This is a genomic window from Collinsella sp. AF38-3AC (assembly GCF_003474365.1).
Classification (GTDB): domain Bacteria; phylum Actinomycetota; class Coriobacteriia; order Coriobacteriales; family Coriobacteriaceae; genus Collinsella.
In genome coordinates this window covers 42,371-62,619 of record NZ_QROM01000010.1, presented here as the reverse complement: position 1 = coordinate 62,619, position 20,249 = coordinate 42,371, and the positions used below count along the sequence as shown (strand labels likewise).

23 protein-coding genes are annotated in these 20,249 nt (G+C 57.6%); 13 read left to right on the top strand and 10 right to left on the bottom strand.

The annotated features are described in order from the left end of the window. Positions 1-865: 865 nt before the first annotated feature. The 4 genes from DW029_RS07335 to DW029_RS07315 form a co-directional block, all read right to left on the bottom strand. On the bottom strand, positions 866-1,309 hold the full coding sequence (locus DW029_RS07335; protein ID WP_117763650.1) for a GNAT family N-acetyltransferase: 444 nt from the start codon (positions 1,307-1,309) through the stop codon (positions 866-868). Positions 1,310-2,193: 884 nt separating this feature from the next. Then, complete coding sequence (locus tag DW029_RS11500) at positions 2,194-2,739, bottom strand: helix-turn-helix domain-containing protein (protein ID WP_199568408.1); 546 nt, start codon at positions 2,737-2,739, stop codon at positions 2,194-2,196. A 164-nt stretch (positions 2,740-2,903) separates the two neighbouring features. Continuing rightward, positions 2,904-4,373 (bottom strand): ribosomal protection-like ABC-F family protein, encoded by a 1,470-nt coding sequence (gene abc-f / locus DW029_RS07320; protein ID WP_117734620.1) that lies wholly within the window; start codon positions 4,371-4,373, stop codon positions 2,904-2,906. Between the two features lie 261 nt (positions 4,374-4,634). Next, positions 4,635-5,921, bottom strand: a complete 1,287-nt coding sequence (locus DW029_RS07315) for an MFS transporter (RefSeq protein WP_118345655.1) — start codon at positions 5,919-5,921, stop codon at positions 4,635-4,637. A gap of 672 nt (positions 5,922-6,593) precedes the next feature. Between DW029_RS07315 and DW029_RS07310 the strand changes: the two genes are divergently transcribed. Together DW029_RS07310 and DW029_RS11495 are read left to right on the top strand one after the other, a co-directional pair. After that, a complete protein-coding gene (locus DW029_RS07310; RefSeq protein ID WP_233543833.1) occupies positions 6,594-6,902 on the top strand; it encodes a helix-turn-helix domain-containing protein in 309 nt (102 codons plus the stop codon). Between the two features lie 13 nt (positions 6,903-6,915). Beyond that, positions 6,916-7,125 carry a hypothetical protein gene (locus tag DW029_RS11495; RefSeq protein ID WP_199582593.1) on the top strand — a complete coding sequence of 70 codons (210 nt, stop codon included), beginning with the start codon at positions 6,916-6,918 and terminating at the stop codon, positions 7,123-7,125. A 679-nt stretch (positions 7,126-7,804) separates the two neighbouring features. On the opposite strand, the gene DW029_RS07300 is transcribed toward DW029_RS11495, so the two are convergent. Further along, the gene (locus DW029_RS07300) at positions 7,805-8,026 is read right to left on the bottom strand and encodes a hypothetical protein (RefSeq protein WP_147351886.1); all 222 of its coding nucleotides are present in this window, start codon (positions 8,024-8,026) and stop codon (positions 7,805-7,807) included. On the opposite strand from DW029_RS07300, the gene DW029_RS07295 reads away from it, so the two are divergent. From DW029_RS07295 to DW029_RS07290, 3 genes are all read left to right on the top strand, one after another. Continuing rightward, positions 8,007-8,231, top strand: a complete 225-nt coding sequence (locus DW029_RS07295; RefSeq protein ID WP_147351885.1) for a hypothetical protein — start codon at positions 8,007-8,009, stop codon at positions 8,229-8,231. The genes DW029_RS07300 and DW029_RS07295 overlap by 20 nt on opposite strands. A gap of 246 nt (positions 8,232-8,477) precedes the next feature. Then, entirely contained in the window at positions 8,478-8,639 is a 162-nt protein-coding gene (locus tag DW029_RS11490) for a hypothetical protein (RefSeq protein WP_199582590.1), read from the top strand. A gap of 33 nt (positions 8,640-8,672) precedes the next feature. Continuing rightward, positions 8,673-9,035: a hypothetical protein gene (locus DW029_RS07290; RefSeq protein WP_118345650.1), complete on the top strand. Its 363-nt coding sequence runs from the start codon at positions 8,673-8,675 to the stop codon at positions 9,033-9,035. A 745-nt stretch (positions 9,036-9,780) separates the two neighbouring features. Here DW029_RS07290 and DW029_RS07280 read toward each other — a convergent pair. Beyond that, on the bottom strand, positions 9,781-10,113 hold the full coding sequence (locus DW029_RS07280) for a helix-turn-helix domain-containing protein (RefSeq protein WP_118345649.1): 333 nt from the start codon (positions 10,111-10,113) through the stop codon (positions 9,781-9,783). 114 nt (positions 10,114-10,227) lie between these two features. Between DW029_RS07280 and DW029_RS07275 the strand changes: the two genes are divergently transcribed. Then, entirely contained in the window at positions 10,228-10,779 is a 552-nt protein-coding gene (locus tag DW029_RS07275; protein WP_118345648.1) for a flavodoxin family protein, read from the top strand. 399 nt (positions 10,780-11,178) lie between these two features. On the opposite strand, the gene DW029_RS07270 is transcribed toward DW029_RS07275, so the two are convergent. Beyond that, positions 11,179-11,442, bottom strand: a complete 264-nt coding sequence (locus tag DW029_RS07270; RefSeq protein WP_118345647.1) for a helix-turn-helix transcriptional regulator — start codon at positions 11,440-11,442, stop codon at positions 11,179-11,181. Positions 11,443-11,571: 129 nt separating this feature from the next. On the opposite strand from DW029_RS07270, the gene DW029_RS07265 reads away from it, so the two are divergent. From DW029_RS07265 to DW029_RS07250, 3 genes are all read left to right on the top strand, one after another. Next, positions 11,572-12,573, top strand: a complete 1,002-nt coding sequence (locus DW029_RS07265; protein WP_199568407.1) for a permease — start codon at positions 11,572-11,574, stop codon at positions 12,571-12,573. Between the two features lie 48 nt (positions 12,574-12,621). After that, a complete protein-coding gene (locus DW029_RS07260) occupies positions 12,622-12,963 on the top strand; it encodes a thioredoxin family protein (RefSeq protein ID WP_117763646.1) in 342 nt (113 codons plus the stop codon). A gap of 209 nt (positions 12,964-13,172) precedes the next feature. Next, entirely contained in the window at positions 13,173-13,793 is a 621-nt protein-coding gene (locus tag DW029_RS07250; protein ID WP_117763644.1) for a lipoate--protein ligase family protein, read from the top strand. A 317-nt stretch (positions 13,794-14,110) separates the two neighbouring features. On the opposite strand, the gene DW029_RS11290 is transcribed toward DW029_RS07250, so the two are convergent. Beyond that, a complete protein-coding gene (locus tag DW029_RS11290) occupies positions 14,111-14,692 on the bottom strand; it encodes an ABC transporter (protein WP_158564808.1) in 582 nt (193 codons plus the stop codon). Positions 14,693-14,905: 213 nt separating this feature from the next. Between DW029_RS11290 and DW029_RS11285 the strand changes: the two genes are divergently transcribed. Together DW029_RS11285 and DW029_RS07240 are read left to right on the top strand one after the other, a co-directional pair. Beyond that, positions 14,906-15,979, top strand: a complete 1,074-nt coding sequence (locus tag DW029_RS11285) for a site-specific integrase (RefSeq protein WP_158564807.1) — start codon at positions 14,906-14,908, stop codon at positions 15,977-15,979. Positions 15,980-15,988: 9 nt separating this feature from the next. Beyond that, positions 15,989-16,345: a hypothetical protein gene (locus DW029_RS07240; protein ID WP_147351884.1), complete on the top strand. Its 357-nt coding sequence runs from the start codon at positions 15,989-15,991 to the stop codon at positions 16,343-16,345. Between the two features lie 312 nt (positions 16,346-16,657). Here DW029_RS07240 and guaA read toward each other — a convergent pair whose 3' ends face one another. Further along, positions 16,658-18,256, bottom strand: a complete 1,599-nt coding sequence (guaA, locus tag DW029_RS07235; protein WP_118345645.1) for a glutamine-hydrolyzing GMP synthase — start codon at positions 18,254-18,256, stop codon at positions 16,658-16,660. 267 nt (positions 18,257-18,523) lie between these two features. Between guaA and DW029_RS07230 the strand changes: the two genes are divergently transcribed. After that, on the top strand, positions 18,524-19,537 hold the full coding sequence (locus DW029_RS07230; RefSeq protein WP_117839973.1) for an asparaginase: 1,014 nt from the start codon (positions 18,524-18,526) through the stop codon (positions 19,535-19,537). A 22-nt stretch (positions 19,538-19,559) separates the two neighbouring features. Here DW029_RS07230 and DW029_RS07225 read toward each other — a convergent pair whose 3' ends face one another. After that, entirely contained in the window at positions 19,560-19,778 is a 219-nt protein-coding gene (locus DW029_RS07225) for a helix-turn-helix domain-containing protein (RefSeq protein WP_099432713.1), read from the bottom strand. Between the two features lie 76 nt (positions 19,779-19,854). Here DW029_RS07225 and DW029_RS07220 point away from each other — a divergent pair, with 76 nt between their 5' ends. Further along, complete coding sequence (locus DW029_RS07220; protein WP_117794791.1) at positions 19,855-20,244, top strand: hypothetical protein; 390 nt, start codon at positions 19,855-19,857, stop codon at positions 20,242-20,244. The last annotated feature ends 5 nt before the right edge of the window (positions 20,245-20,249 follow it).

Genomic DNA, 20,249 nt, shown 5'->3' with positions numbered 1-20,249 from the left:
GAAGTCCTGGGGGATGGATACGATCTTCATCGGTTGCGCCCCCTCATACGAAGCGGGGCCCGCATCGCTGCAGGCCCCTACAGGTGGGCGATATTCTACGCCTTGCGGCACCCCGTCGCCCACGGAGGTTAAACGTACACGTAAGCCGTACTCTGAAAGCCGCGGCTTCCGGCAAGTAGTTTATACCACGAAAGGTCGCTTTCAACGCGCATAGCTCGCAAAATAACACTCGCTGGGCCGTCACCCCTGGCCGTTACCCTCCAATCTTCATTGGAGTCAGCAGGTCAATTCGTATAGTTATGGGGGTGCATCCTAAAGGAAATCCAATTTATACCCCATAACTAAGGAATTTTCTACTCCCACTCTTTCACGCTCGTTTGCCGCCATACCATTTCAGTCAACTCCAGTTGAGTGGTTGGACTTGGCAATTTTGCCACCGAATCCCGCCGCGTGTCTTCACGTGGGCGTTTGGGACAAAACATGGGACAAATATGCGAACTATTTCGAAACCGTGGGCACGCAGTTTCATTTTTGTCCCGGGGACAAAAACGGGTTTGTTTTAAGGCTCGGAACCACATGAAATGAATACCAAAACGACTGATTTCCCCCTTTGGCGCCTGTTTCGCGAAGTGAATCGTAGGCAGTGGCTTTATCGTCTTGCGTTTCCGCAGGTCATATGCGATTCGTAAGAGCAATGAGTGAAAGAATCGTCGCAGGCGGCTTTGTTTGCGAACACGAACGAGACCTTGGTCTGTAACTTGCGAAGTCGCCGTTTTTGCTCGTTACCCGTTTGCCATCGGCTTCGCCGTCTTTAAGAAGCTCAGATTTCTTCGATATTCATTGCAGCGATAAAATAAACGATAATTTATATTTTTTTCTGTAAATAAATCATATCTGTTAGTTGAACCCCACCTTCAAAAATAGGGTGGTCATAGTTATCAATAAAATAATTTTCAATGCTGTATGAGCGGGCAAAACCAGATTTTTCATAAAAAGGAACGGTCAACGGGCTATCCCCTGTGCCAACTTGTATTATTGAATATTTCCCTTTATATTTCGCAGCAACAAAGTCAATTAGCGCCTTGCCGTAACCTTTGCCCTGATATTTTGGCGCAGTTGCAATATTTTTAATTTCAAGAATGCCTTTGCCCTCGTCGGTTACTACACACTCGCATTTAACCCCATTATCGACTAATACATACATCATTCCTCTATCAATATATCGGTCTATCATGCTCTCTTGTTCATCGGCTAACAGTAATAAGGGGAGAAATTGTTTTTTGTTCTCTTTAATTTCTATAATTTCCATATCGGTATGTACTCCAATATTATCGTTTGAATACATCAAGCAAAATATTCGTATCAGAATCATAGACAATGTCAGCACGGTCCTCGCTAATCTTGCCGAAATAGGTACAGCCTATCCTGGTTAGATGAAGAATAGCAGGAATCTGGACTCTGGTGAGTTCTGTAAAAACCGCCTATTAGACATGAAGCCACCTCCGACATAATAAGCTCGGTTTTTATAGACTGTTATCCTTCATTTTTGTTGTGTTACGACTTCTTATGCCAGAGTAGTGAAATTAAATGTCGTGTATGGCACTCAGTTGCATTATGGTTGCCTAGCAACTCGCGCTAACGGCCTTCGCACTTTTTGTAATACGGTTCTGCTATAGCGCCGTGCGTATTGGCATTCGGAACTGTCGCAGGTCACTCAATCTTAAATCGTCAACGAGGCCTTAGCTCGCCGTTGCTCGGACGATTAATAACATCCGCGAGGCTACGACAAAAAGATGCAAATCGAACAAACATCGTCCCGTTCGTCCGTTCCAGTTTGTCCAGACGCCCCTCCCACAATGTTCATGTTCCAACGGATGGGTACCATTTATCCGGGTGCACCTGGGGCAACGGGCCGGCAGGCTCGCGCAAGGTCACTCGCATAACGTGCAACATCAAACACGACAGAAGAGGCGAACGACAGATGCCGGACCCCGGACGACAGCACCGCGGAAGACAAGCACTCCGACCACAACCGAACAACTCCAGCTACTAGGCAGGCGCCCGCATGGGCGCCTTTTACTTTTCAGGGACTTAGCCGCAGCTAAGGCACGCGGCTCGTGGCCGTTTCGTGAAGGCCCGACCACCTCGACCCGTCTCCGCTCCCGCCGTGCGCGCCAATCGCCATCAGGCGGTTCAATCGTCGCGTAGACGAAAAGGCACACGGAACCGCGCAGACGCATCGCGCGGAAGTAAAGCGGCTCGAAGATCGCATCGATCGGACATGCCTCCTGGCACGCGCTGCTCGGCGGAGGGGTCGATGAGCCTCAGGCCGACCGCGTTCCAGTCCTCGTCGTACGCCGTGGCGTAGCGATCGACTATCTTCCATCCGTCGATGACGTAGACGCCGTTGTCGCCCTGGTCGCCCAAGTTGCGGTATCGGTCTATGCCCACCGAGAGCGAGCCTCCGAAGAAGTTGCCGACCACCTGGGCCATCCGCGCCCATCCGTAGTGTTCGGCCAGGTCGCTCGCCTGCTCCTTCGTGAGGAAGCAGGCGAGGCTCATGTCCATGACCGCGCAGAGGCGAACGAACTCGTCGACGTGCATGGAGCGCTGCCCGTTGAGGACGTACCAGAGGCGCTTTCTGTCCACATTGATTCGGCGGGCGAGTTCGGCCACGCTGATGCCGCGGTCCTGCCGCGCCCGCTCTATCCTTGCGACTATAAGATCGGCCTGGTTCATCCGCTTCCCCGCTTTGAAAATTTCTTTCGTGTCTCGGAAAACTCGGATTGCCAATTCTTCCGAATTTCTGTGAACCTTATCAATTGACCTATGCATCGCGGAGAAAAAGGCCTGTTTCGAGGCCTTTTGTCTCCATTCTGGGAATATATCCTGCTCATTTAGGGTTATTCGCGCTGAAAGATTTTGACTAGCTTGGTGTCCTTTATTTCGTAAATAATGTCTGCGACGTTCTCGACCAGCCTCTTATCGTGGGAGACGAACACTATCGTTCCGGCATAGGCGCTCATCATCTGCTCGAGGGCTTCGGCGCTCTTGATGTCCAGGTAATTTCCAGGCTCGTCCATGAGCAAGATGTTGTATCTGCCCAGCAGCATCTTCGCGAGCAGCAGCTTGATGACTTCGCCTCCCGAGAGAACGCCAACGTCCTTTGCCAGGTCACGCGGTCCGATTCCCATAGAGGCGAGGATGCTTCGGATTTCGGTCATGCTGTACTCGCAACCATCCTGCATGAACGAGATCGCAGACTGACGGGCGTCGAACTTGTAGCCTGTTTGCTCGAAGTAACCGATCTCTGCCTTGGGAGAGATGTTGATACCGTCGGCGCGTCGAGCGATTGCCTTCAGCAGGCTGGTCTTTCCTGTACCGTTGCCACCGGTGATGGCCACTTTGGCACCGAGCGGTATCTCGAATTTCGCGTGGTCATAGAGCATGCAGTTGCCGAAGCTCAAGTTGAAATCGTCTGCCGAGATGGGAAATTTACTATGCAGTTCCAGGGCCTTGCTCTGGCGGAACCGCACAGTGCGAATGCTGTCAGGGGCCTCAATCCCTTCGAGCGCTTCGAGGCGCTTCTCCATGTTCTTAGCCGCCTGGTACATCCTCTTCTGTTTGGTGCCGGTTGCTTTCTGATGTCCCAATCGACCTGCATTCTCGTTGCTTTTCTTTGCGCCCTTCTGCTTGGCGTCGACCTGCCGTGCTTTTTTCCGTTGTTTTTCGATGGCGGCTTCAAGGCGCTCGCGCTCGCGCATCGCCTCTTCGTATCGAGCCGCCTGAACTTTGCGCTCTTCTTCTTTCTGTCGCAGATAGTCGGAGTAGTCACCCCAGAATTCGGAAATACCGCCGTCTTTGAGCTCCCAGATCTTGTCCACTACCTGATCGAGAAAATAACGGTCATGGCTCACAATGAGCAGGGCTCCATCAAATGCCTTGAGTTGTCCGACGAGAAGACTGATGCCGTCTTGGTCGAGGTGGCTCGTAGGCTCATCAGCAAAGATCGCGCTTGCCTGCTGGGAGAGCGCAGAGGCAATCTTGGCGCGTGTCTCCTCTCCGCCGCTCATCGTCTCCTGCGCCACTCCGGCGACGTTGAGACGGGAGAGCATCTCACCACTGCCCTGAGCCGCATCAAGGTCGAGTTCATCGAGTTGGCCGATGAGGGCAATGCTGCCGAAACGCCTGACGTCGGCGTCCGCAATGGTAAGATTGCCGCTCAGAATTTTAAGCAGGCTGGTTTTGCCTGCGCCATTGTCTCCCACCAAGCCGATGCGATCGTAGGAGTAGATTTCCAACTCTTCGATATCTAGGATATCGCGGCCGGCATATTCCAAAAAGATGTCTTTAGCTTTGACTATGAGTTCCATAGGTTGAACCGCCTTTTGTGTATTAGCGTTTTACTGGAAGCGCAGCCATGCCAAAAAAGATTGCTCACGTCGATTTTTCGCCTTTGCCCAATTGCCGGCGCGAGCGTTTTGACCTTGCGCAAGCCGGCAAATCCGAAAATGATAGTTGGCGACGAATAAGGAGCGCGATGCGGAATGTCGGTGCAATACCTCGTCGTCGCAAGGGCTTGAAGGCTGACGCTTGAACCGATGGCTGCTGCCTCTTTTTTTCGAATATTTGGGCTATTGAATCTGCCCGGTATCTCTTTTCCCCGCGTTTCGGACGCTCGGAGCAAGCAGCATAGCCATCGCAAGCAGTACCATGGTCGCTCCAGAGCCGACGAACCATAACGGAGCTCCAAGCAGATCCGCAAAAACGGAGGGGGCTGCGAGGCCCATGGGCATGGCCCACGCCATGATGGTTCCGTAGAGGCCGAAAACGCGGCCTAGGTACTCAGGAGGTATCTGCTCCTGCATAAGGGCAGTCTGGGTTCCCGCGTACAACGGGGAGCATGCGCCCATAAGAAAGCTCACCGGCAGGAAAGCAGCGAACAATGACGGGCCGAGCGATCCGGATACGATTGCGGCAATGCCGAAGCCGGCAATCGCGGCGACCATGGTGAACGACCTATTGCGGAACCCTCCCGTAACCGCCAAGATGCCGGACCCAGCCAGCATGCCTGCAGAAAAAAGGATTTCCACCAAAGCGGCATCCCCCGTGCTACCGCCAAAATGCCCCAAGGTCATTATTGGGAACAATGCCGCGAGCGGAGAGAACGCGAAAGCGAAGACGAACCCGCACCAAAGAAGGGCGAACAGCCCCCTGTACTCCCTAATCAGCTTGTAGCCGTCCGAAATCTCAGAGAAGAGCTCTCGAACCTTATTGGAAAAGGACAAGCTGCGGTCGGCTTCATCGAGGCCCCCTGCGTCTATCTGTGCGGCGAGGACGGCTAAAGAAGCGAAAAGCGCTCCCAGCACGTCGAGGACAATCATAGCGGTAATGCCCGCCACGGGATAAATCACTGCTGCAAGCGCGGCGCCAAGAATGTATCCGCCGGACTGAATCGCCTGAGTCACCCCCGATAGGCGAACGAGATGCTCTGGCGGGGCGAGATGGGGCGTGAGAGATTGGGAGGCTGGCGTGTAGAACGAAGTACCAACTGCACGGAGAAACAGGGCGATGAGAATTAGCCATGCAGGTAAGCTGCCGGCCAACGAGGCAATCGCCAAGGCGGCACCCACCGCGGCAATGAAGAGGTCGGCGCCGATGAGGACACGTTTCAAAGGCAGTCTGTCGACAACGGCGCCCGCAAGGATTCCGAACAAAGCAATCGGCAGAAAGCCTGCCAGCGATGCTAAGGAGAGGAGAGAAGACGACCCTGTCGTGAGGGCGAGATGCCAAATAAGACCCATTTGGAGAATCGAACTCGTCAATGTCGAAACGAGCTCCCCGCCCCATACGAAACAAAGCTTGAATTGCCATGAATGGCACAGCAGAACAGACCTGCCCCGAGAGGTTTCAAATATCATGGTTATGTCCAATCGTGAAATGGCGTGCAGAAAAACAGCGCGACGCCACAACAGCGCCGCTTTCTAGGCGCTCATCCACGTGCGGAAAAGACCAACCACGACACCCCTCCTTTGTTAATTCGGTCTGGCAAACCATGTAATATTAACGAGGCTTGAGTTTGCCTGTCAAGAATCGAGCATCGGTAAGGGCAATCCTCTCTGGCCATTCGATTCCTTTTGTATCTATGGCTGCATTTACGTTATGTGGTTATCTATTTCGTTAGAATTCCCAAGCAAAACGCTTTTATGCACCATGTCTGTGCAAGCGAGAAAAGCCATTTCTAAACCTCGGTCTACGAAAATGTCAACTTGGCTTTTCATTGAGCCGATACTTCCAACACCGCTGAAAACGAACCAAACGCGTAGCTCTTGCATGTCCGCAACTCGCACCATCAAAGTATGCAAGCATCCTGATGAGCAGGATAGCCTCTGATCGTCTGTATCTCAATTCGGAACAAAAATCCTGAGAAAAGGGGTCTGCGGCGCCGAACGCGAACAATGTGTGTACGCTGTCGAGAAATGAGGCGCGCGCCGAGAAACCGGGGGTCCATACTCCACGCCGCACCCTGGCGCAACGGTGCAGATGGGCCGCCTGCAGGGTTGCGCCATGCTGGAAACGGGTCATCATCCCGATTGGGACCGAAACGAGAGAAGGAGAGCGAAATGAACGACATCCACGGCGAGATCGGCATAGACGTGGAGCGACTGCGCGCCGCCGACCCGGACGGGCTCTATCTCTTCATGCTGGAGGACTACCCGTACATGATGACCTCCGCCCAGGTCGCGGAGTTCACCTGCGCCACCAGCCAGGAGGTGCGCCGCCTCCTCGCCCGCGGTGAGCTCAAGGGCTGCCGCGTCGGCAAGAAGTGGCTCGTGCCGAAGCTCGCCCTGCTGAACTACCTGTATAAGGACGAGGGCCGCGAGGGCCTGCAGTCCGCTTGACGAACGACAACCCATGCAGCTGCTTCACTGCGACAAACCATACAACCTCGACGAGGCGGCCGCGAGGCGCGGCACGCCGCGGCGAAAGCGCAAGGATTCGCGCACCACCGCCTACGAGCTCACCATCCGCATCCCCGAGGAGCACCGTCGTCATTTCGGCGGGAAGAAGAAACTCACCCGCGTGGTGTTCGCCCTCAACAAGAAGGTCGACCTCAAAGGGTAGGTCCGCGCGTTCGAGGAGGAGAAGAACGCGGTCCTCGACCTCGCGCTCGAGGCACGGGGCGGGGGCTCGCTCGACGCCGCCGCCTGGGCAGCGATGCCCTTCGGGGAGTACGCGGAGCGGTACGTCGAGCGCTAACACGTAGCAGTCCTGGCTCGGGGGGCGGTAGCCCTGGAGCTCGCAGTACTTGAGCAAGGGCTCGACTGTGTCGCGGCCGCCGTTCCAGTGGAGGTAGAGCGCCAGGTTCTTGTCCGGCGTGGTGATGACTGCTCGATTTCCCATTTTGAAGACCTCCTTGTCTTTCGGCGGTCGCCCTGTGCCACCGCCTCGTGATCCGGGGTCGTGCGCGGGTTCCGCCTGCGCTGCAAGGAGGAAAGCGGGTTTCTTCGCAAAGGACGCACGTCCGCAACCTGCACATGCGATGAGTCAAAGGTGCGGGATGCGCATGTGCGGGTTTTGCGCAGGAAGGGCGCGCCTTCCGGCGCACATGGCGGGTTCCGTGCGAGCGTGCCTGGATAAGAGGCGGGGCAGGGCGCACGTCCTTGACCTCATCGATCGGATAGGTCGTGCCGTCGTACCACTGAATGGAAAGAGGCCGTACGCGACCGTCCTCGTCCATGCGCGCCGTGACGCTGACGTACCGCTTGACCCTTCCCGAGATGCCTTCGACCATGATGCCCGCCTACCTGAGGAACCCTACGGGGTGGACGGTATTGTCACGCTTGATGTCGAGGCCGGACATGACCTCGTCGGTAAGTTCGGCCGCCCGCTTCACGCAGGTGTTGCCGAAACGCTCCCCCAGCGCGTCGATGGCGAGGTCCAGCCTCTCAAGGCGCTCCGTCTCCTCGGCGTCCCCGAAGAGCTCGCACTGCACGGACACGTCCATGGGAACGAGATTGGTCACGCGCACGTGCACCGCCGATCAGGGGTTTCTGCACCTGGAGTTCGGCGGCGAGGCGGGATTGGCGGGCGGCGTCATACAGCGCATCCCGCTCGTGGGCGCCGAGGGCCCTGTTCGGCATGACTGCTACGCATTCTATCCCGCGCAGAATGCGAATCCCCTCGCCGGCGAGTTCGCGGACATCCTCGCCGACCTATTTGCCGGCTGATCCCCGGCTTTTCGCTCGCCGATTGCCGAGGGGAGCGGTTGCCGCGCAGGAACTGTTCGAGCATGCCTGAGTGCTTCCATGTTGATCATGTCGAAGGGAATCCGCTTGAAGAGCGCATCTCCCCGCATGATTTGGAGCCGTTTGGTTTCCGCTAGATTGAAGCATCTCGGCGGACGTTGACATGCCCCTTATCCGTGGCTAACATGCAGTTGTATCTACCTCCAAGAGAAATAGGAGTTGTCCCCCATGGCAATCTACAAGGAGGGGCATGGCAGTTACGGGCATTGCTGGATTGAGGGCAATGGAGTCATGTTCTGGGTCTATGTAATGGACGGCAAATCCAAGTATGGCCCCTTTTCCTCGCTGAGCGACGCAATGAACGAGTTCAGCCGATGGTGCCTTGCGTAGGAAACAGACACGCGATCGAAACGAGGTAACAGCATGGGATTGTTCGGATTCCTCAAGAAGAAGCCGCCCGCATATACCTACAAGATGCTTTTCTCTAGTCCGTTCAACTACGAAAGAGACCATCAAATCAAAGCTTTGGCGCTGAAGCGCCTTGCCGATGCGGGTGTTCATGTTAGCAAGACGAACACAAAAGTCACGGGCCCTGGTGCCATATCGGAGTTCACGGGGGAGCCGGGGGAATCGATCGTCATCACGAACGACGCGCTCGACGGCAGGACTTCGTTCATGACGATCGAGGTAAAGAGCAACGAAGCTTCGGCCGAGGCAATCAATGCCGCCTTCGCAGATATCAAGAGTGCGCTGTTCGACGCGGACATTTTCTTCCGGGAATTCTAGCTGCCGTGTGAGCCACTGGGTAATGCGAGTCTGCCGTTGCAACTTGTGACGTTCTAAAGAGCCTACCTCCAATGAAAGGAGGCGGGCTCTTTTTGCGGCGAGCGCTCTTGGTCGACTTCGGAAGGTGCATTCTCAAGTCTCGAATACCATGGGTACTTGGGAGCCCCTTCAGAGGGAGGATTTTTCCCGTGTTGCGCCGGATTGCTTGACGAATCAGGCGAAAGGGATGGCATCCCGGCGTGGAAGTCCCCGGGGTTCAGTGGCAAGAACTTCCGCAAAAGCTTCTCACCTGGGATTTCTCTATTGTCGATTTTCTTGCGCAGAAGAGATTGCTCGTCGTCCTCGCTCCAGGCGGTTCAACACGGTAATTATCCTCCATTTCGGGGCACCCGAAAGTTCCGCCCGGCCAGTTTCGGCATGACGCTCACCGAGGCCATCAATATCTTTCTGCACAAGTCGATTATGAAGGGCGGCCTTCCGTTCGCTGTGAGGCAGCCGCGCTATGCCGCCAGGTACAGGCTTCGCTTTTTTAACCCTTCATATTATTGTCTGTCAGGAATGGGCTTGCCTAATTTCATGGCATGCTTTGTTCCGAAAGTACGACGGATAACCGTTTCGACATACTTTTTGATGAGCAGGTCGTTATCAACCGATGTGAAGAATCTCAAAGCCTCTGTTTGATTGATCCCGACAATCTTCATCGGCGCTTGCAGTGTTTTGCTTATTCCTGCAATGGACAGGCCGCCTACAGCCGGTTGTTGTCGCCCCACTCGCACATGCCATCGAGGATGGGGATGAGCGAGCGGCCGCGCTCGGTCAGGCTGTACTCAACCTTGGGTGGGATCTGCGGGTACTCCTCGCGGTGGACCAGCTGGTCGGCCTCGAGCTTCTTCAAGGTGGCCGAGAGCGTCTTGTACGAGATACCGCCGATGTACCGCTTCATCTCGTTGAAGCGCACCACGCCGAACTCCATCAGCGTGTAAAGGACGGTCATCTTGTGCTTGCCGTTGATGAGCGAGAACGTGTAGCTGAAGCCCGTCTCGCCCAGGCATTCGTTCGAGATGCAGCGGTTTCCCATAGCACTTCCCTCCAGGTAAGTACTGCACTTCGATGTGCGTACTTGTTTCGGTTACGGTATGCCAATTACCGTAAGGGACAACATGGGATCGGTCAACACGGAAGGAGCAGCACCATGGGAAAGAAGATCGTCGTACTGAACGGCAGCCCCCGCCGCAAGGGCAACACGTCCGAGCTGGTGCGCGCGTTCACAGAAGGCGCAGAGGCCTCGGGCAACACGGTGACCGAGTTCTTCCTGGACGCCATGGGCATCCACGGCTGCAAGGGCTGCTTCGGCGGGCACAGCGCCCAAGAGCACCCCTGCGTGCAGCGCGACGGCATGGACGAGATATACCCCGCGGTGCGCGAGTGCGACGTGGTGGTGCTGGCGTCGCCGCTGTACTACTGGAACATGAGCGGCCAGATCCGCACGGCGGTAGACCGCCTGTTCGCGCTGGAGGAGGGCGACGGCAACCTGCTGCGCGGGCACGGGCGCTCCTGCGCGCTGCTCATGGCGGCCGAGGGCCACGGGTTCGAGGACGTGGTGACCTACTTCGACAACCTGATGGGCCACCTGCGCTGGGAGAACCTGGGCCACGTGCTGGCAGGCGGCAACGGCGACGTGGGCGACATCGCCGGAAAGCCCGAGCTGGAGCAAGCGCGCAAACTGGGCGAGTCGATCCGTTAGCGGCATCAGGATGGCGGGAAAGCTCGCCGTTGCGGTGGTCTCGTGCCGTTACGGTGGTCTCGTGCCGTTGGGGCGGGGCAAGTGCCGCTTCGCCCCGCCTCCGCGGTTCGTCAGCCATCGACTTGATTTCGTGCCTCGTATACGTAGATGGCCTCTCTTCCGAGAGGCCATCTACTCGCGTTGTGCCAGTCTGGTTCGATTCAGGATTTGCGTTCCTGAATTTCACTCCCACTCAATAGTTAAAAACTCTCTCCAGTTTGCTCCAGTTTGTCTCAGTTTGTTCCAGTCAACCCTATTTACATCCAGTCTCAAAAATTGACGTTTGGGCATGCGGTCAAATTTGGGTCACGGTTTTTCGGACCAACTGAGTCATTCTCTGGGGTCACGTTGGATCACGGCCTAACCGGAGATCCAATCGGAAAGAAGCGCTGCGGTTTCGTTGTTGGCGGAGTAGTGCATCCAGCGGCCATCCTTTCGACAGCTGACCAGCCCGGCGGCGCAGAGTTGCTTCACATGGTGGGAAAGGGTGGGCTGGGTGATGTCCATCTGCTCAAGGATGTTGCACCCGCAGATATCGTCCTTGTCCTTGATGGCCTGGTAGATGCGCAGGCGCGTGGGGTCGCCCAGCGCCTTGAACGCCGCCGCGAGGCTCTCGTTGTCCATGGTTTCCTCCTGTCTGTCTGGCAGCTTCAGTATATCAGGCAAATTTATATATTGACATGCGTCTATGTGTCTCCTATATTGCCCTCATACATAGATATATATTGATACGTCAATATGGAAGGAGCGCCAATGGAATCCATCGGAATGTTCATCTTGGACCAGGTGCTGAAGATGCAGTGGCTGAGCGAACTGATCGCCGCCTTGTTGGGCGCGCTCGGCATTGACACAGCGGGCCAGTGGGGCGGCACGCTCCACTTCTTCATCTATGACACGGTGAAGATCGTCATCCTGCTGTGCGTGCTCATCTTCGCCATCAGCTACATCCAGAGCCACTTCCCGCCGGAGCGCAGCCGCAAGATAATGGGCCGTTTCAAGGGTGTCTGGGGCAACGTGGTGGGAGCGCTGTTGGGAACGGTGACGCCGTTTTGCAGCTGCAGCTCCATCCCGCTGTTCATCGGGTTCACCCGCGCGGGCCTGCCGCTGGGCGTCACGTTCAGCTTCCTCATCAGCTCGCCCATGGTGGACCTGGGCAGCCTGGTGCTGATCATGAGCATCTTCGGTCCGGGCGTAGCCGTGGCCTACACGGTGGTGGGCCTGCTCATCGCCATCGCCGGCGGCGCCATCATCCAGAAAATGGGCATGGAGGGACACCTGACCGACTTCGTGCGCGGCGACGCGCCGGCGGACGCCGAGCTTTTGTCCATGACCGTGGCCAAGCGCCTGGCCTACGCCCGCAAGGAGACCTGGGGCACGTTCAAGAAGGTGTTCCCGTACATCCTGCTGGGCGTGGGAATCGGCGCCTTCATCCACAACTGGATCCCCGCCGAGTGGATCGAGCTGGTCCTGGGCGACGGCAACCCCTTCGCCGTGGTGCTGGCCACCCTCGTCGGCGCGCCCATCTACGCCGACACCTTCGGCGCCATCCCCATCGCCGAGGCCCTGTACTATAAGGGCACGGGCCTGGGCACGGTGCTGGCCTTCATGATGAGCGTCACCACGCTGTCCATCCCCAGCCTGACCATGCTCTCCCGCGTCATCAAGCCCAGGCTGATGGTGACGTTCGTGGGGCTGTGCATCGTCGGCATGTGCATAAGCGGCTACGTGTTCAACTTCCTGCAGCCGCTGTTCTAACCAGTTAGGAGCCCGCACGGTGCGGGCGCGTCGAAAGGAGAAATTGTCATGGGATTGTTCGGGTTCGGAAAGAAGAAGGAAGAGAAGGCGGCCGCCCCCTGCGCATGCGGCGAGGACGCCCCTCAGATGAAGGCGGAGCCCTGCGGCTGCGGAGGCGCCCGCCAGGTGAAGGTGCTGGGAGCCGGCTGCAAGAAGTGCCACGAGCTCAACGAGAACGCCCAAGCGGCCATCGCCGAGCTGGGGCTCGAGGCGGAGCTTGAGTACATCACCGACATGGACCGCGTCATGGGCTACGGCGCCATGAGCCTGCCAGCGCTGGTCGTCGACGGCAAGGTCGTGTCCGCTGGCATGGTGCTCACGCCGGCGGAAGTCGCAGCGTACTTGAGGTAGGAGGAATCATGGAGATCAGATCGACCCGAAGCAACGCATCCTGTTCTGGAAGGTCGCAGACGGCGATACCGTGGAGGCCGGCAAGTAGTTGCTTCCCTCGAGCAGGGCAAGGGCACGATGGAGGTCGTGGCACCGTGCGCTGGAAAGATCGAAATTGCCTGCAAGGGCGGCATGGTGTCTGAGGGCCAGCTCCTGGCGACGGTGGACTGATGCTGAACGTCGTGAAGAGCCCCTACCGCACCGCTTACGAGAACCTCGCCTTCGAGCAGGAGCTTCTTCGCACGGGCACGCCCTTCCTTTTCACCCACCGGGACGCCCCCTGCGTCTCGGTGGGCTTCAACCAAGACATTGAAGCGGAAGTCGACGCCGCACTTGCTAAGGAGCTGGGCGTCGACATCGTCCGGAGGCAAAGCGGCGGCGGGGCGGTCTACCGCGACGAGGGGTGCGTGGCATTCTCGATGGCGGTGCCGCGTGATTTACTTCCGCGCGCCATGGAGGTTCCCGAGCGGGCCCTGATGGCCCTGGGCGCGCCGGCCGTCCGAAACGACCGCAACGACGTCTACGTCGCCGGTCGCAAGGTATGCGGATGCGCATGGCAAGACGCTGGCGACCTGGTCGTGTTCCACGGCAGCGTGTTGTTCGATGTGGACCTGGACGCGATGGATCGCCTGCTTGCCCCCGGCAAGAGGAAGTACTGCGGCACCGCCATGAGGTCTGTTTTCGCCCGCGTGAGGAACATCAAGGATTTGGTTCCGCAGATGACTGCTGACGAGTTCCAGGGAGCACTCGAGAGAGCGCTCCTCGCCTCCGTTTCCTTGGGTGCGATGTGATTTCCGCCGGTCTCTTTCACGTGTGCCTCCGTCAGCTCCCTGACCGTGAGAAGCCTAGGGATGCGATCGCAATAAGAAAACCCCAGTTAAACTGGGGTTTTCTTATTGCGCAAAGCCTATACGGGCAACTTTCACTCTATAGTTAAAAAACTTTCTCCAGTTTGTTCCAGTTTGTCCCAGTTTGTTCAGTCAACCCTATTTACATCCAGTCTCAAAAACTGTCGAGAATTCATGGGGTCAGATCTGGGTCACGGTTTTTCGGACCAACTGGGCCATTCTCTGGGGTCACGCTAGGTCACAAAGCGCATACGCTTCGACTAAAGCATTTCCTTCTTCTGGATATGCTTCAGGTGGTTCTTCCTGAATGCGGGGTAGTTGGTGCCGAACACCTTCGCGTCCGTCTCCGTCAGCTCGCTTCTCTGGAACTTGATGTCGGTGAGCTTCAGGGTGCAGATGCAGTCCGCAACCCGGGAAAGCCTGTACTCCCTGGCGCTCGCCATCCTGTACAGGACCGCGTCCTTGGAGAGAATGAAGTCCAGCGCGCTGTGGAGGGCGGCGGTCACCATCCGCTGTCCGTTGTCGTAGTAGATCTTCACACGGTCGAAGTTCTGGAAGTACTCGAGGTTGTCGGTGAGGAAGACGACGAGGTCGCGCTTGAACCTTGCGGTGAAAAGCTCCGGCTCCTCGACCTCGCTCCTCTTGTAGGCAAACGACTTGCAGCGGAACGGCGCACGGCGGCAGAACGACTCGAAGCTGGCAAGCATCTTCTTCCGAGTTTCCATCTCAAGGTCCCTGTAAGGCTCCTTGCCGTATATCAGGGGAGATGCATGGAACGGGAGATTCGGCAGACCCTTCCTCGCGAGGTCTTCCTCCATGGCCAAGATGTAGCCGTCGAGCACCTCGTCCTGCTAATGGAACTCCAGGGACACGATGCAGTAGGCCGAATGGCCGTTTTGGCTGCCCGACTCGTCGACGAATATGCTCAGCTCCCTGGCTATGAGAAAGCTCCTAAAACGAAAAGTGCCGGGGGACACCCCGGCCACTTGGTAGAAGCAAATGCCTCCGATGAATTTATACCACGAACAAGGAGGCGCTTCAAGAAAGGAGGTTTCATGGGTGCATACAAGGACGAGAAGAGGGGCACGCGGTACGTGAGCCTCAGGTACAGAGACTGGCGGGGCGAAAGCAGGAAGAAGATGAAGAGGGGCTTCGCTACAAAGCGCGAGGCGCTGGCGTGGGAGAAGTCGTTCAACCACCGCATGGTCGGCGTGGCGTCGATGCCGTTCGAGGACGCCTGCGAGCTCTACCTTGAAGAGATTGTGCCCAGGCTCAGGCCAGGAACGGTGCAGGGGAAGCGCTGCATGTTCGAGCAGCGAATCGTCCCGTTCTTCAAAGGGGTCTCCGTTGGCGACGTCAACGCGCTGGCGGTGATGGAATGGGGAACATGGCTCATGTCCTTGCGGACAAAGGACGGAAAGCCCTATTCGACGGCGTACCTGAACACGCTGACCTCACAGCTTTCCGCCATGTTCAACCACATGATCAGGTGCCACGCCCTTGCAACGGGAAACCCAGTGCTTGTCGCAGGTGCGCCGGAGGGACGCGAGACCGAGCCCAGGTCGGTTTGGACCGCTGACGAGTACCTCAGGTTCTCGAACATGGTGGCAGACCGCCCGCACCTTCATCTGGCATTCGAGTTGCTGTTCTGGTGCGGCTTGAGGAGGGGTGAGATGTTGGCGCTCACCTACGAGGACTTCGACCTGGACAAGGGCACCGTTAGGGTTACCAAGAGCCTGTCTAGAATCGGCGGAAGGGATGTGGTCGGCCCGCCGAAGACAAGGCAGTCGTACCGCGTCGTCACCATGCCCGGCTTCCTTACGGATGAAGTCGGGGACTACTTCTCGTGGAACGAGGGGTCGAATCCTACGGACAGGGTGCTGCCGAAAGTCACCGCAAGCACATTGGGTAAGGCCTTGGCGCGCGGTGCGAGGGGTGCGGGCTTGCGACGAATCCGCGTCCACGACCTGAGGCACAGCCATGCCTCAATGCTCATCGAGAAGGGCTTCAGCGTCCCAGCGATCGCGGCCAGGCTCGGACACTCGGGTCAGGAGATAACTCATAGGTACGTGCACCCTTACTCCGATTCAGACTCCAAGATCGCCTTGGCCTTGGACGGGAAGCTGTAGGTGTAGGCGATGACGTTCAAGGGAAGAAGGAGTATGAGGACCGTGGCGTTCAGAGTCGACGAGGTGACCTTTGCCAAGATCGACGTGCTCAGCAGGCTCTCCGGACTGAGCAAGCAGGACTACATGGAGGCGCGGGTGCTCGACGAGAGCGTCGTCGTGGTTCCGAGCTCAAGAGTGGCGAAGATGCTGTTGGAATATGCCCAGGAGGTCTATAGGGAGCTGCTCCGTGCAAGGCGCGAGGGCATGGCGCTTGACGAGGATTTCGCATGGTCGCTGCTCACCTTGTCGGAATTCCTATCGGGTTTCGGAGATGGCTCAATGCGCGATATCGACGTCGAAATAGCCTCATGGGAGCGAGCAATGTGACTTCATGGCGACTTCACGGGCAGACCTGCGATTATCGTAAAAACCAGCGCGTATTGACGGCACTTCCAGCCTTCTTGGCAACTATTCGTGGTGAGTAGTTGCGGGTGGCTTGCACCTTAGTTGAGTAAACGCAAAACCGCAGGTCAAAGCAGATTTTTGAAACTCCGTGAAGTCATGAAAAAGGCCCGTGATGCCGATTTGAAGCTTGTAAAATGTTCAAATCTTTGTCACGGGCCGATTGTTCAACCAGCTAGAAATAAGTAAAACCGCAGGTCAGAGGCTGTTTTTCATAACCTGTAAACCACTATGGCCTTACTCCCACTCGATGGTCGCGGGCGGCTTGGACGTGATGTCGTAGCACACGCGGTTGGCGCCGGGAACCTCGGCCACGATGCGGCCGGAGATGCGGGCCAGGACGTCGTAGGGCAGCTTGGCCCAGTCGGCGGTCATGGCGTCGCTAGACTCGACGGCGCGCAGGATAATCGGGCGCTGATAGGTGCGCTCGTCGCCCATAACGCCGACGGACTTAATGTCGGGCAGGACCGCGAAATACTGCCAGCAGCTGTGCTCGGAGTTGCGCTCGCCGGTCTGCTCAAACAGACGCTGGCTGTAAGCATCGAGCTCCTCGCGCACGATGGCGTCGGCATTCTTGAGAATCTCGAGCTTCTCCTTGTCGACCGCACCGATGATGCGGATGGCCAGACCCGGGCCCGGGAAAGGCTGGCGGAACACGATATGACCCGGCAGGCCCAGCGCCAGACCAAGTGCGCGGACCTCGTCCTTAAAGAAGTGGTCGAGCGGCTCGATAAGGTCGAAGTGCACGCCCTCGGGGAACGGGATCAGGTTGTGATGGCTCTTGATGGTGGCCGTCTTGCCGCCCGTCTTACGAGCGCCGGACTCGATGATGTCGGGGTAGATGGTGCCCTGAGCCAGGTACTTGACCGGCTTGCCATCGCACTCGAGCTGCTGGGCCACAGCGAAGAACTCTTTCCAGAACTGCGTGCCGATGATACGGCGCTTCTCCTCGGGCTCGGTCACACCGGCCAGAAGTTCGGCATAGCGGTCCTCGGCGTGGACGTGAATAAAGTCGACGTCGAACTGCTTGGTGAAGACCTCCTCCACCTGCTCGGGCTCGCCCTTGCGCAGCAGGCCGTGGTTGATGAACACGCAGGTCATCTGCTTGCCCACGGCGCGGGCGCCCAGCGCAGCCACGACGGAGGAGTCGACGCCACCGGACAGGGCCAGAATCACGCGGTCGTCGCCGACCTTCTCGCGGAACTCGGCCGTCATGGTCTCGACCAGGTTGTCCATGCTCCAGTTGGGCTCCAGGCCGCAGATCTCAAACAGGAAGTTGCTCAGCAGCTGCTGACCGTACTCGGAATGCTTGACCTCGGGGTGGAACTGCGTAGTGAAGATCTTGCGCTCAACGCACTCCATGGCGGCAACCGGGCACACGTCGGTGCTGGCGGTGACGGTAAAGCCTTCGGGCACCTCGGAAACGGCGTCGCGGTGGCTCATCCACACGGTCTGCTCCATGGGCGTGGAGTTAAAGAGCTTGGCGCCAGCCGTGCGCGTAATGGTAGCGCGGCCGTACTCGCCCACCTCGGAGTGACCGACCTTGCCGCCGAGCGTCACGGCCGTGATCTGATGGCCGTAGCAAAAGCCCAGGACGGGAAGGCCCAGGTCAAAGATGGCAGGATCGATGGACGGAGCGTCCTCGGCATACACAGAAGCCGGGCCGCCGGAAAGGATGAGCGCAGAGGCGTTCATCTCGCGGATCTCGTCGGCCGAGATGTCGCAGGGGACAATCTCGGAATACACGTTGAGGTCGCGGACGCGACGGGCAATGAGCTGACCGTACTGCGCACCAAAGTCGAGTACGAGGACCTTTGCGGAAGCTTTTTGATCCATGGTTTCCCCCTCTTGTTGGCGGGGAGCCGATGCCCGCCCGCGCGAATAAACGAAATAACTTTCATAGTGTACACGTTATATGGGGTTTCTCGTCCCTCGCAGCCATCAGCGCACGGCAAACGCACGACCTGGGCCCCTATTTGACGGCAATTGAAGTGTTGCCAAACGTTACAGATGATGTAATACGTTTGAACATTGGACGCCCTGTGCCACAATACTGCCGAACGACTCCGCCTCTGCGGCGGCAAATACGATAGGAATACCAGCATGAAGCGCATCCTTCTCATCGCCACGGGCGGCACCATCGCATCGACCGAGGACGGCAACGGCCTCTCCCCCGCCCTGACCGGTGAGGAGCTCGCTCAGAGCGTTCCCGAGATCTCGGGTCTTTGCGAGCTCGATGTCGTGCAGCCCATGAACATCGACAGCACCAACATGCGCCCCAGCGACTGGATGCGCATCCGCGACGTCATCGTCGAGGGTTATGCCGACCACGACGGTTTCGTGATTCTGCACGGCACCGACACTATGAGCTACACGGCCGCGGCGCTCTCCTACTTGATCCAGGACAGCCCTAAGCCCATCGTGCTCACCGGCTCGCAAAAGCCCATGGGCAATCCCTTTACCGATGCCAAGCTGAATCTGTACCAGAGCCTGCTCTATGCGCTCGACGAGCATTCGCATGACGTCTCGATCGTGTTTGGCGGCGTCGCCATTGCCGGCACACGCGCCCGTAAGCAGCGCACCATGAGCTTTAACGCGTTCATTAGCGTCAACTATCCGCCCATCGCCTATATCCGCAACGACCGTATCGTGCGCAACGGGCTTCACGGCACGCATCAAGGCGAAAACCCGGTGCGCTTCTACGACCACATCGACCCACGCGTATTTGTGCTCAAGCTCACGCCCGGCGTGAACCCTGGCGTTCTGGACGCTCTGGCCGATAGCTACGACGCCGTGATTCTGGAGACCTTTGGCATTGGCGGCATCCCCGAGTTCGGCGAGTCCGGCGAGTCGTTCCAAGAGGCAATTTTCCGCTGGGTCGATTCGGGCCGCACCGTCGTTATGACCACGCAAGTCCCCGAAGAGGGCCTTGACCTGGGTGTTTACGAGGTCGGCCGTGCTTACGCCGACCATCCGGGCATTCTGCGCGGCGATGACATGACCACAGAGACGCTCGTGGCCAAGACTATGTGGGCACTCGGCCAGTCACGCGATGCCGCCGAGATTCAGCGCCTGTTCTACAGCCAAGTCAACCACGACCGCGTCCCGATGGCGTAATTCAGTTGTCGACGGGTATCCCCTATTCGATACCCTCGAGAAGCTCTGACACCGTCATGCCGAGTGCGGGCGCGATCTTAAATAGAACCTTGAGCGTGAAATTTGCCGTTCCATCTTCGATTCTGTCGAGATAGGGGCGGCTGATTCCTGCTGCCACACAAAAATCGACCTTGGAGATACCAAGGTCCCTGCGCGTCTCTTCGACCCGCCTGCCAAGAATCTGTTTAGCACGTTCGTCCATGCAGACGAGTTTGAAATGGAGCCGAACATAAACGTAAACTATAGTTTACGTTTTGCCGAATACACAGGAGTTTTCTATGTCGGGTTCTTCGATTTACGTACAGCGTGCAGATTGCCGTCGGCACGATACACCGATTGCTCTTGTCGTTATCGAAGCCGACCAGCTTACGCCCGACGAGCGCACGGCACTTGCGCTGCTAACGAGCCGTGTCCCCACGGCACCGCTTTCCAGTCCAAAGCAAGGCGACCTCGCACGTCTATGCCAAGAGCACGGCTGCGCGCTCGACCGGACCGCCGTTATCGCCACCACCCCGCAAGGACTCCCCCTGCTCCTAGAAGCCTCCGTCTCCCTAACCTTGCGCGGCGCCGGATACGAAAACGAGGCCGCCGCCGATATGGTCTTCAAACCACGATCGAGCGGCGGCCTCGCAGCAGCCATTGAATATGCGTGCAGGCTCGTTGCCTAAAAGGA